The 11,808-nt window shown below is 65.6% G+C and carries 12 protein-coding genes; 4 read left to right on the top strand and 8 right to left on the bottom strand.

Annotation, left to right across the window (positions count from 1 at the left end):
- The coding region (gene infC / locus ACFE7D_RS12165; protein ID WP_375395682.1) for a translation initiation factor IF-3 at positions 1-423 on the top strand (423 nt) is incomplete at its 5' end.
- 107 nt (positions 424-530) lie between these two features.
- Here infC and ACFE7D_RS12160 read toward each other — a convergent pair.
- From ACFE7D_RS12160 to ACFE7D_RS12135, 6 genes are read right to left on the bottom strand one after another with little or no spacing between them, the layout of a single operon-like run.
- Positions 531-3,278 carry a [protein-PII] uridylyltransferase gene (locus ACFE7D_RS12160; RefSeq protein WP_375395681.1) on the bottom strand — a complete coding sequence of 916 codons (2,748 nt, stop codon included), beginning with the start codon at positions 3,276-3,278 and terminating at the stop codon, positions 531-533.
- Positions 3,279-3,325: 47 nt separating this feature from the next.
- On the bottom strand, positions 3,326-3,835 hold the full coding sequence (locus ACFE7D_RS12155) for a hypothetical protein (protein ID WP_375395680.1): 510 nt from the start codon (positions 3,833-3,835) through the stop codon (positions 3,326-3,328).
- Complete coding sequence (locus tag ACFE7D_RS12150; protein ID WP_375395679.1) at positions 3,822-4,112, bottom strand: hypothetical protein; 291 nt, start codon at positions 4,110-4,112, stop codon at positions 3,822-3,824. Before ACFE7D_RS12150 ends, ACFE7D_RS12155 begins: the two co-directional genes overlap by 14 nt.
- Before the next feature lie 45 nt (positions 4,113-4,157).
- Positions 4,158-6,737 carry a DNA mismatch repair protein MutS gene (gene mutS / locus ACFE7D_RS12145; protein ID WP_375395683.1) on the bottom strand — a complete coding sequence of 860 codons (2,580 nt, stop codon included), beginning with the start codon at positions 6,735-6,737 and terminating at the stop codon, positions 4,158-4,160.
- Positions 6,738-6,762: 25 nt separating this feature from the next.
- Positions 6,763-7,035: a type II toxin-antitoxin system RelE/ParE family toxin gene (locus ACFE7D_RS12140; protein ID WP_375395678.1), complete on the bottom strand. Its 273-nt coding sequence runs from the start codon at positions 7,033-7,035 to the stop codon at positions 6,763-6,765.
- On the bottom strand, positions 7,028-7,216 hold the full coding sequence (locus ACFE7D_RS12135) for a hypothetical protein (RefSeq protein WP_375395677.1): 189 nt from the start codon (positions 7,214-7,216) through the stop codon (positions 7,028-7,030). The genes ACFE7D_RS12140 and ACFE7D_RS12135 overlap by 8 nt, the downstream gene beginning before the upstream one ends.
- Positions 7,217-7,313: 97 nt before the next feature.
- On the opposite strand from ACFE7D_RS12135, the gene ACFE7D_RS12130 reads away from it, so the two are divergent.
- The 3 genes from ACFE7D_RS12130 to ACFE7D_RS12120 are packed head-to-tail and all read left to right on the top strand — an operon-like array spanning position 7,314 to position 10,304.
- Entirely contained in the window at positions 7,314-9,572 is a 2,259-nt protein-coding gene (locus ACFE7D_RS12130; RefSeq protein WP_375395676.1) for an NADP-dependent malic enzyme, read from the top strand.
- 58 nt (positions 9,573-9,630) lie between these two features.
- The gene (locus tag ACFE7D_RS12125) at positions 9,631-9,876 is read left to right on the top strand and encodes a type II toxin-antitoxin system Phd/YefM family antitoxin (protein WP_375395675.1); all 246 of its coding nucleotides are present in this window, start codon (positions 9,631-9,633) and stop codon (positions 9,874-9,876) included.
- Positions 9,873-10,304, top strand: a complete 432-nt coding sequence (locus ACFE7D_RS12120; protein WP_375395674.1) for a type II toxin-antitoxin system VapC family toxin — start codon at positions 9,873-9,875, stop codon at positions 10,302-10,304. The genes ACFE7D_RS12125 and ACFE7D_RS12120 overlap by 4 nt, the downstream gene beginning before the upstream one ends.
- Position 10,305: 1 nt before the next feature.
- Here ACFE7D_RS12120 and ACFE7D_RS12115 read toward each other — a convergent pair whose 3' ends face one another.
- Both ACFE7D_RS12115 and ACFE7D_RS12110 read right to left on the bottom strand, forming a co-directional pair.
- Positions 10,306-11,094, bottom strand: coding sequence for an SDR family oxidoreductase (locus ACFE7D_RS12115; protein ID WP_375395673.1), 789 nt, complete (start codon positions 11,092-11,094; stop codon positions 10,306-10,308).
- Between the two features lie 210 nt (positions 11,095-11,304).
- A partial coding sequence (locus tag ACFE7D_RS12110) for an acyl-CoA dehydrogenase family protein (protein WP_375395672.1) occupies positions 11,305-11,808 on the bottom strand: 504 nt, incomplete at its 5' end.

The raw sequence follows: 11,808 nt of genomic DNA, 5'->3' as shown, positions 1-11,808 counted from the left end.
TTGTACACGCGCGAGGCGATCGCGCAGGCGGCCGAGGTCGGGCTGGACCTGGTCGAGGTATCGCCCAACGCCGATCCGCCCGTCGCCAAGTTCCTAGACGTCGGCAAGTTCAAATACGAGGCGCAGAAAAAGGCGAACCTCGCGCGCAAGTCGCAGAAGACGCAGGAGATCAAGGAGATCAAGATGCGTCCGAACATCGACGACCATGATTATGATACCAAGATGAAGAAGGTGAACGACTTCATCGGCGAAGGCGACAAGGTGAAGATCACGCTTCGCTTCCGCGGTCGCGAATTGTCGCATGGCCAGCTTGGCATGAACCTTCTGAAGCGCGTGCAGGACGACGTCGCGGAGGTCGCGAAGATCGAGGCCTATCCGCGCATGGAAGGTCGCCAGATGCTGATGGTGCTGGCGCCGAAGTGAGACTCGCCGCAGGAAAATAGCTACGGCTATTTTCCGACTTGAGGCGAGTCCGGCCGGCGGGCTGAAAGCCCGACCGACGGCGCCAATGCACTTCGCACCGCTGCCCCCTACGCCGCCATATCGATCGCCGTCCCCCCGGCCGCCGCCAGCAACCGGCGTTCCAGCGTCTTCAGCCGGGTGGGTGCGTCGATGCGGTCGCCGGTCAGGTCGGTCAGGTAGAAGGTATCGACCGCGCGTTCGCCGTATGTTGCGACATGCGCCGAATGGATCATGACCTTCGACTGGAAGAACGCGTTCGCCAGCTGGTTGAGCAGCGCCGGCCGGTCGCGCGCGTTGACCTCCACCACCGTGAAACGGTTCGACGCGCGGTTGTCGATCAGGACGTTGGGAACGATGTCGAACGCGTCGGCGCGCGTCCTGGCGGCAGGTTTCGCGATCAGCCGGTCGGACAGCTTGCCCCGGTTCGCCAGCGCATCCTCGATCGCGATCGACAGCCTGGCAAGCTGGCCGGGATCGTCGAACGGCCGGCCGATCGGATCCTGGACGAGGAAATTGTCGAGCGCCATGCCGTCGCGCGTCGTGTGGATCCGCGCATCGATGATGTTGCCCCCCGCGACATGGATCGCCCCCGCGATCCGGTAGAACAGCCCGGGATGGTCCGCGGCGTAGATCGTCACCAACGTCGCGCCGCGGTCTGGATAGACCTGCGCGTCGATCGTCAGCGGCGCGGCGCCCGCGCGCGCCACCAGTCGGGCGTTGTGCGCCAGCACATCGCCGGGTTCGGCCACCCAATAGGCCTCGGGCAGGCGGAGGACATAGCCGGGGAGCGTCGCGTCGCCCCAGCCCATCGCTTCCGCGAGCGCGTGCTGCTTGACCGCGATCCGCTCTTCGCGGCCGCGCTGCTTGTGGCCGAGCCGGAGCACCTCCTCCGCCGATTCGTACAAGGTCGCCAGCAATTGCCGCTTCCACCCGTTCCAGACGCCGGGGCCGACCGCGCGGATATCGACGATGGTCAGCACCAGCAGCAACCGCAACCGTTCGGGGCTCTGCACCGTCTCGCTGAAATCGAGGATCGTCTTGAAATCCGACAGGTCGCGTTTGAACGCGGTCGCGGCCATCAGCAAATGGTGCCGGACCAGCCACGCCACCGTGTCCGTCTCCGCCGCGCCGAGGCCGAGCCGCGGGCACAGCCGATGCGCCACCTCGGCCCCCAGCACCGAATGGTCGCCGCCGCGCCCCTTGGCGATGTCGTGGAGCAGCACCGCGACATACAGCACGCGGCGTGACACGATCTGGCCGATGACGGCGCTGGCCAGCGGATGATCGTCCGACAATATCCCGCGCTCGATCCGGCTGAGCAGCCCGATCGCGCGGATCGTGTGTTCGTCGACGGTATAGTGATGATACATGTCGAACTGCATCTGCGCGACGACGCGTCCGAAATCGGGTACGAAGCGACCGAACACGCCGGCCTCGTTCATCCAGCGCAGCACCTGTTCGGGATCGCGCGGGCTGGTCAGTACGTCTAGGAACAGCGCGTTGGCGCGGGCGTTGCGGCGCACCTTTCCGACCAGCTTCGCATCGCGCGCGGCGGCGCGCATCGCGAGCGGATGGATCTCCAGACCATAGCGATCGGCGAGCGCGAACAGCTCGATCAGCCGGACGGGATCGTCCGCGAAAAAATCGTCCTCGGGCAATGCGAGCCGGCCGCGGTCGAGAACGAAGCCGTTCAAGCGCCCGGGTTTGCGCCGGATCGTCGGCAGTCCGAACCGCCGCCCGCGCGCGGCGAACTTGTCGTCGAGATGCGCGAGGAAGACCCCGGTCAGGTCGCCCACCGTCTTCGCCTGCAGGAAATAATATTGCATGAAGCGTTCGACGCTCGACTTGCCGGGCCGGTCGGAAAACCGCATCCGCTCTGCGATCTCACGCTGGTAATCGAAGGTCAGCCGGTCCTCCGCACGGCCCGCGATCAGGTGCAGATGACAGCGCACCGCCCACAGGAAATCGTCCGCGCGGTGGAACAGGCGATATTCGTCCTCGGTCAGCAGTCCCGCCTCGACCAGCTGCGCCGCCCGCTGCACGTCGTAGACATATTTGCCGATCCAGAAGAGCGCGTGGAGATCGCGCAGGCCGCCCTTGCCTTCCTTCACATTGGGTTCGACGACATAGCGCGTATCGCCCATCTTCGCGTGTCGCTGATCGCGTTCGCTCAGCTTGTCGGCGATGAACGCGCGCGCGGTGTCGGCCTGAACCTCGGTCTTGAAGCGCTTCGCCGCTTCCTCGTAGACGGCCATGTCGCCGCAGACGAAGCGCGCTTCCAGCAGCGCGGTACGGACCGTCACGTCGCCTTTCGCCTGGCGGATCATCTCGTCCAGCGATCGGCTGGAATGACCGACCTTCAGCCCCAGATCCCATAATGTGTAGAGCATCGCCTCGATGACCCGCTCCACCTGCGGCGGCTGCTTCCACGGTGTCAGGAAACCGATATCGACATCGGAGTGCGGTGCCATCTCGCCGCGACCATAGCCGCCCACCGCGATCAGCGTCAGAGGGCTCGCGGTCGTCGGACTGGGTGCCGGGTACAACCGCGTCATCGTGAAATCGAACAGCGCGGACAGGAGTTTATCGACCAGATAGGCCTGCGCCGCCGCCGCCTCCAGTCCACGCGCCGGATAGGTCGCCAGACGCCGCTCGATCTCCGTGCGTCCCGCCATCAATGCGGCGCGCAGCGTCGCGACGGCCGCGCGACGCAGCGCCACCGGCCCCAGACCCTCGACCGCCGCCAGTTCGGCGGCCAGCACGCGCGCATCGACGATCGCGCGGCGGTTGGGGAGGCTATCGAAACGCGCTGACATGGCGGGTCGGATGAGGATCAGATGCGGTAATGATAGACAGCCGCCAGCTATCGTGGCGGACAAAGCAGCAGGGTCAGGAACGCCTTGCGACGCGCACTGCTTGCACGGCCAAAGCGCCGGAGCGCCGTCCGCGCTGTGCTGATCGCGAGTTGGGCGTCGGACGTCCCGAAGCGCATCGACGGATCACAATCCGCATTGTGGCGCTTTTCCTGCAACTCCACGATCGCCATCGAAAATGCCTGGATATTAGTGCCGAAACCACCAGTCGGTGCGAAGGGCAAGTAGCGAGGCGTTGGTCCGGGCCGCGTGGTTTGGGCGCACAGCGTCTTGAGTGCCCTGTGATCGACGCTGCGATATACCAGGGTATAGCGACTGTCGCTGCGCTTGGTGCGTCCTACGAACTCATCCGCCAATGCGGTTACGATGAAATGAAACAGTCCATAGCAGGCAGCGGACACCGCGCGACGCAGATCGGCCTGACGGGGTGGCCCGGCTGGGGGTGCCGCGATCGATCGATCCGCCTGCTCGAACAGATGCTCCGGATCAACGACCGCCATCTTGTTCCAGCTCGCGCTCCGTGGAAGAATAAACGATCGGTGTGCGTTCCTCGCCCGCCTCGTCAAGGTCATGGCGAATGCGTACGATCGTATCGGGCGCGAGGTCGCCATTCATCCGCTTCAAGCTGCCATTTTTCATGACGATCGTCACGCTCAGCGCATTATTCCCGTCCGAGTCAACGGATGGTTCGCTCAGAACCGTACTGACGTCGATCTTCTTCAGTGCCGATAGCGCAGCGCTGTTCACGATCCGGCGAACTTCCATCATATCGAGCATAGCGGGCGTATAGCAAATTCGGCCGGCCGAAAAAGCAATTGCTCCTCAGCGTGCCTCCCCCATTTGAGCCTTTAAATGATACAGCGTCTCCAACGCGGCGCGCGGGGTCAGTGCGTCGATGTCGAGCGCGTCGATCGCTTCGCGCAAGGGATCGCTCTTCGGTACAAGCGTTTCCTGCGCAGCGGCGGCGAACAACGGCAGGTCGTCGAGCCCCGCAGCGATCCCGCCGGTCCTGGCCCGGCCCGCCTCCAGTTTCGCCAGAACCGATTTCGCTCGCGCGACGGTGGCGGGCGGCAGCCCCGCCAGCCGCGCGACCGCCAGCCCATAGCTTCTATCCGCCGGGCCTTCGGCCAGTTCGTGGAGCAGCACCAGTTCCCCCTTCCACTCGCGCGCGCGGACATGGTGGAGCGACAGCGCATCGCAGCGTTCGGCGAGCCGCGTCAGCTCATGGTAATGCGTCGCGAACAGACACCGGCAGCGGTTGTCCTCATGGATCGCCTCGACAACGGCCCATGCGATGGCAAGCCCGTCATAGGTTGACGTGCCGCGCCCGACCTCGTCCAGGATCACGAAGCTGCGCGGCGTCGCCTGCGCCAGGATCGCAGCGGTCTCGACCATCTCGACCATGAAGGTCGACCGGCCCCGCGCGAGATTGTCCGATGCGCCGACCCGGCTGAACAGGCGGTCGACCAGCCCAAGCGTCGCCTTCATCGCTGGAACATAGCAGCCTGCCTGCGCCAGGACGGCGATCAGCGCGTTCTGGCGAAGAAAGGTCGACTTGCCGCCCATGTTCGGCCCGGTCAGCAGCCAGAGCCGCGACGTCTCCGACAGCTTGCAGTCGTTGGCGACGAACCGCCCGCCCGACGCCGCGATCGCGGTCTCGACCACGGGATGCCGGCCGCCGACGATATCGAAACAGGCGTGATCGACCAGCGCCGGCCGTGCCCAACCCCCCTCGACCGCACGCTCGGCATTGGCGGCCGACACGTCGAGGCGGGCAAGCGCGTCCGCGGTGGCCGCGATCCCCTCCCGGTTCGCCAGCGCACCGGCGATCAGGTCCTCCAGATGCGCCGCCTCCGCCGCCAGGGCGTGCGCACCGGCCTGCGATACCCTGGCGGCGACCTCATGCAGCGCGGGTGTGTTGAAACGGACGACGCCCGCCAGCGTCTGTCGATGGGTGAAGCCGCTGTCCGCGCGCATCAGCGGATCGGCGGCACGCGCCGGTACTTCGACATGATAGCCGAGCACGCCGTTGTGCCGGATCTTCAGGCTGGCAATACCGGTCTCCGCGCGGAACTGCGCCTCCAGCGCGGCGATCGCGCGGCGGCCGCCCGCGCCGGTGTCGCGCAGATCGTCGAGCGCGAGGTCGTATCCCGCCGCGATATACCCGCCGTCCGCGGCATCGACCGGCGGACCCGGTACCAACGCACGCTTGAGGTGATCGATCAGCGCGCCGTGCCCGCGCAGGCGCGGCGCAAGATCGGCGAGCAGCGGCGGCGGCGCGGCGATCTTCCCAAGCCGTTCGCCCAGCAGCCAGGCCCCGTCCAGCCCGTCGCGCAGCTGTGCCAGGTCGCGCGGGCCACCCCGCCCCGCCGCCAGCCGCCCGAGCGCGCGGCCGATATCGGGCAATGCGCGAAGCTGGCCGCGCAACTCCTCGCGAAGGGCGGGGTCGTCGTAAAGATACGCGACCAGATCGAGCCGCGCATCGATGCCGGCGCGGTCCATCAGCGGCGCCGCGATATCGCCCCCCAGCATCCGTGCACCCGCCCCCGTCACCGTCCGATCGACCGCGTCCAGCAGGCTGCCCTTGCGCTGCCCGCCCGCGGTCGCGGTCAGTTCCAGGCTTTCGCGTGTCGCGGCGTCGATCGTCATGACTTGCGCCGCACGATGAAGGACGGGCGGGCGGAGGAACGGCAGCGCCCCCTTGGCGGTATGATCCAGATACGCGACCAGCCCGCCCGCCGCCGCCAGCCCCGCCCGGCTGAACTGGCCGAAGCCGTCGAGCGTGGCGACGCCGTACAACCGCTTCAGCCGCGCCTCGCCGATATTGCTGTCGAATTCACGGCGCGGTCGCTGCGTCGTCGCGCCCTCGATCGCGCCGCCCTCCGCCGCGACGACCTCCGCTGCGGCCAGCCGCGCGAGATCGGCGGACAGCGAGGCGGCGTCGGTCTCGATCACGACGAACCGCCCGGTCGATACGTCCGCCGCCGCGACCGCGACACCGCCGCCCGCCTCACCCACCGCCGCGCACCAATTGTCCGTACGCGCGTCGAGCAATGCCTCCTCGGTCAAGGTGCCGGCGGTGACGACGCGAACGATCGCGCGCGCCACCAGCGTCTTACCGGCGCGTCTCTTCGCATCCGCCGGACTTTCGGTCTGCTCGGCGATCGCAACTCGGTGCCCGGCCTTGATCAGCCGCTGCAGATACCCGGTCGCGGCATGGACGGGGACGCCGCACATCGGGATCCGGTCGCCGTCATGCTCGCCGCGCGCGGTCAGCGCGATGTCCAGGCAGGCGCTGGCGATCTTCGCATCGTCGAAGAACAGCTCGAAGAAATCGCCCATGCGGTAGAATAGCAGGCAATCCTGCGCCTCCGCCTTCAGCGCGAGATACTGCACCATCATTGGGGTGGGAGGGGCGGTCATCGGATCAGTCGAGCGGTCCGCGAGCGCTATGGCGGATGGAGAGGATGCGCACGTCGTCGCCCAGAACATAGCGCAAGATATACGGCCTCACCGTCGTCATTTCGCGAAATCCATCGTCGCACGGGCGTCCGCGCGCCGGAAATTCCGCTAGGCTTTCACCGAGAAGGAAAAGCCGCTTGGCAATACCCAGGGCAGCTTCGGGATCGTACCGATCGATATAGTCGATAATCTGTTCGAGGTCGTCGAAGGAGGATGGCTCCCAGATGACCCTAGCCATTCTGGTCGGCCAGCCAGTCCTTGAATTTCTTGCGGCCGGGCTGGCCCCAGGTCAGCAGCCATTGACCAACGACGACATGATCGACGCCCCTGCCCGCAACGACGCTGGCTTTCGCGCGTGCGAAATCGGCGGCGGTCGGTTCGCGCTCCCCGCGCTGGGACAGGCCGGCCTCGTGCTTCATCCCTGCCGACATAATCCATCACCCCCCGATTGCCTAGCGCGGGTTGAAAGCGCGGCACCATCGACCCTAAGGCTTTGGCACAGTCCAGGAGCCCGTAATGTCCGACGAACCCAGCATCCAGTTCTCCGAACGCGAGGCGCTGCTCTACCATTCGGAAGGGCGGCCGGGGAAGATCGAGATCGTCGCGTCGAAGCCGATGGCGACGCAGCGCGACCTCGCGCTCGCCTATTCGCCCGGGGTCGCGGTGCCGGTACAGGCGATCGCGGACGATCCCGCCACCGCCTACGACTATACCGCCAAGGGCAATCTGGTCGCGGTCGTCTCGAACGGCACCGCGATCCTCGGCATGGGCAATCTCGGCGCGCTGGCGTCGAAGCCGGTGATGGAGGGCAAGGCGGTGCTGTTCAAGCGCTTCGCCGACGTCGACTCGATCGATCTGGAGGTCGCGACCGAGGACGTCGATGCCTTCATAAACTGCGTCGCGCTGCTGGAACCAAGCTTCGGCGGGATCAACCTTGAGGATATCAAGGCCCCGGAATGCTTCATCATCGAACAGACGTTGCGCGAACGGATGAACATCCCGGTGTTCCACGACGACCAGCACGGCACCGCGATCATCGTCGCCGCCGGGCTGATCAACGCCTGCCTGCTGACCGGGCGCCGGATCGCGGAGGTGAAGGTCGTCGTCAATGGCGCGGGCGCGGCCGCGATCGCCTGCACCGAACTGATGAAGGCGATGGGGGTGCGCGGCGACAACGTCATCATGTGCGACAAGACGGGCGTGATCTATCGCGGGCGCGACGACGTGAACCAGTGGCAGTCGGCGCATGCCGCCGAGACGGATCGCCGTACGCTGACCGAGGCGCTGGCGGGCGCGGACGTGTTTCTGGGGCTGTCCGCGGCGGGCGCGCTGAAGCCCGAAATGGTCAAGGACATGGCGAAGGCACCGCTGATCTTCGCAATGGCCAATCCGGAACCCGAAATTCGCCCCGAACTGGCGAAGGCCGCGCGCCCCGATGCGATCATCGCGACCGGGCGGTCGGACTATCCGAACCAGGTCAACAACGTGCTCGGCTTCCCGTTCATCTTCCGCGGCGCGCTCGACGTCCGCGCCAGCGCGATCAACGACGCGATGAAGATCGCCGCCGCCAACGCCATCGCCGAACTGGCGCGCGAGCGCGTGCCCGAAGAGGTCGCGGCCGCTTACGGCGTGCGTCACGTCTTCGGTCCCGATTACATCATCCCCGCACCGTTCGACCCGCGACTGATGGAGAATGTGTCGATCGCGGTCGCGAAGGCGGCGATGGATTCAGGGGTCGCGACCAAGCCGATCCTGGATATCGAGGCTTATCGGCAGACGCTGCGCGCACGCCTGAACCCGACGACCTCGGTCCTTACACTCGCCTATGAGGGCGCGCGCGCACGGCCGAAGCGGATCATTTTCGCGGAAGGCGAGGAGGAAGTCGTGCTGCGCGCCGCGATCGCTTTCAAGGAAGGCGGCTACGGCACGCCGGTTCTGGTCGGCCGCGAGGAGGTGTACGACAACCTCAAGGCTCTGGGCGTCGCCGATCCGCACGAGTACGAACTGCACAACAGCCGCGTTTCGCCGCTGGTGCCGCGGATGGTCGACTTCCTCTACGCGCGTCTTCAGCGCCGCGGGTATCTGCGTCGTGAGGTCGAGCGGATGGTCAATCAGGACCGCAACATCTTCGCCGCGGCGATGCTCCAGCTCGGCGAAGGCGACGCGATGATCACCGGCGTCACGCGCACCTGGGCGATGTCGATGCGCGAGGTGAAACGCGTGATCGATCCCGAACCCGGACGGACGCCGTTCGGCATCCATGTGATGGTGGGGCAGAGCCACACCGTCTTCATCGCCGACACCACCGTCAACGAGCGACCGAGCGCGGAACAGTTGGCCGACATCGCCGAACAGACCGCCACCGTCGCCCGGCGGATGGGTCACGAGCCCCGCGTCGCGTTCCTCAGCTATTCGACCTTCGGCAATCCCAAGGGGGTGTTTCTCGACAATATCCGCGAAGCGGTGACGGTGCTGGACGGCCGCCAGGTCGGTTTCGAATATGAAGGCGAAATGCCGCCAGACGTTGCGCTGAACCCGAAGCAGCTCGCCAATTACCCCTTCGCGCGGCTATCGGGGCCCGCCAATGTGCTCATCATGCCGGGCCTCCAGTCGGCGCATATCTCCGCCAAGCTGTTGCGCGAACTGGGGGGGGACAATGTCATCGGGCCGATGCTGATCGGAATGGAAAAGCCCGTCCAGATCGCGGCGATGACCGCAACCGCCAGCGAACTGGTCACGCTGGCGGTGCTGGCGGCGGGGGGGATCGCGCGGTAGCGTTGTCGGTCTGGTCGGCCGATGCTATATGACTATCTAGATGGTCAGGAGTCGATAGATGGTGACGGTGGCATTGGCTGACGCAAAGGCACGTCTGAGCGAACTTATCGGACGCGTCGAGGCGGGGGAAACCGTGTCGATTACGCGCCGCGGAAAGCCAGTCGCACGGCTCGTCAAGGAAACGAGCGTGCGGAAGCCGATCGATTTCGACGCCATGCGCAGAGCGCAAGCGATGTCGAAGCCGTATGTCGATCCGGATGGGCTTTCCTTCGTCGAACGGATGCGTCGCGAAAATCTGCTTTGACGATAGTTTATCCCGATACTTCGATCATCGTCAGTGCATACACGGATGAAATATCGACGCCGATTTCCGCTGCGTGGATCGAGTCGATAGGCAACGACGATTTGACAACTAGCCCGTGGATCGAAACGGAGATCGCCGCCGCCTTGGCCGGCAAGACGCGAGGCCGCCTGATTTCGAGAGATAAACGCCTGGCATTGGCGAATATCATTCGCGATTTGTTGTCTCAAAGCGCGGTCTTGATCCCGATACGTCAAGGTCATTTCACGTTGGCGGCGGATTTTATCACGCGAAGCGAAAAGCCCCTGCGAGCCGGAGACGCTCTGCATCTCGCCATTGCCGCGGATGCGGGCGCGACGATATGGACACTTGATCGTCCGATGGTCGAGGCTGGGCAGGCGCTCGCACTCGACGTGTGCCTGCTCACCTAACTCAAGCGTCGATCGACGTCCCCAAAGCGGCATGCACCAGCCCGCCGTCGACCGTGATCGTGTCGCCCACCACATAGTCCCCAGCCCGGCTTGCGAGATAGATCGCCGCACCCGCCATGTCCTCGTCGATGCCGATCCGGCCGGCGGGAATGCCCCTGGCGATCGCATCGCCGTGATCGCGGGCGGCCTTGTTCATTTCGCTCGCGAACGCGCCCGGCGCGATCGAGGTGACGTTGATGTGATCCTTTACCAGCCGCGCCGCCATGCGCTTGGTCAGGTAGATCAGCGCCGATTTGGACGCGTGGTAGCTATAAGTCTCCCAGGGGTTCAGCCGCTGGCCGTCGATCGAGGTGATGTTGATGACCTTCGCCGGTCGATCCGCGGCACCGCCCGCCTTCAGCGCGTCGAACAGCGCCTGCGTCAGGAAGAAGGGCGACTTGACGTTCAGGTCCATGACCTTGTCCCAGCCTTTCTCGGGGAAGTTCTCGAACGGCTCGCCCCAGGCGGCACCTGCATTGTTGACGAGGATGTCGAGCTTCGTCTCATGTTTGGCCAATTCCGCGGCGAGCGCCTTGCAGCCGGCGACGGTCGAGACGTCCTGCGGCAGCGCGATGCAGTTCGGGCCCAGTTCCTCGGCAGTCGCGAAACAGACGTCGGCCTTGCGCGCGGAGATGTAGACCTTGCCGCCTTGCGCGATGAAACCCGCGGCGATCATCTTGCCGATCCCGCGGCTGCCCCCGGTGACGAGCGCGACACGACCGTCGAGGCGGAACAGGTTGGTGGTGTCCATGTCATTAACTCCTCTCCCGTTTACGAGTAACGGGTTTTGTGTTGGTAAACCATGCTCCCAGCATGGTTTAGGGTTTGCCGGGGGCAACCCGGCCAACACTAAACCCGTTACCGGGCCGGGGGTGGGCGCCCGCTCTCCGCATACGGTATTGCTTGATGATAGGGTGCGCCCACCCCCGACCCCCTCCCGCACGCGGGAGGGGGGGTGACTTCAGCCGCCCCGTTTGATCGTCTCGCGCGCGATGATGATCTGCTGGATCTGGCTCGTACCTTCGTAGATGCGGAACAGCCGCACGTCGCGGTACAGGCGTTCGATGCCGTAATCGGCGATATAACCAGCGCCGCCATAGATCTGCACCGCCTTGTCCGCCACGCGCCCGACCATCTCTGACGCGAAATACTTGGCCGCCGCCGACTCCAACACGACATCCTTACCCGCGTCCTTCGCCGCCGCGGTTTCCATCACCAGCGCGCGCGCTGCCAGCGCCTCGGTCTTCATGTCGGCGATCATGCCCTGGATCAGCTGGTGTTCGGCGATGGCTTTCCCGAACTGATGCCGTTCGGTCGCATAGGCGACGCAATCCGCGATCAGCCGCTCGGCGACGCCGACGCATACCGCGGAGATATGCAGCCGCCCGCGATCGAGCACGCGCATCGCGATCTTGAAGCCTTCGCCTTCCGCACCCAGCCGGTTCGCGGTGGGAACGGGGACGTC

This window comes from uncultured Sphingomonas sp., from assembly GCF_964244235.1.
Taxonomy (GTDB): domain Bacteria; phylum Pseudomonadota; class Alphaproteobacteria; order Sphingomonadales; family Sphingomonadaceae; genus Sphingomonas.
Note: the sequence above shows the minus strand (reverse complement) of the source record. Positions and strands in the feature narration are given on the sequence as shown.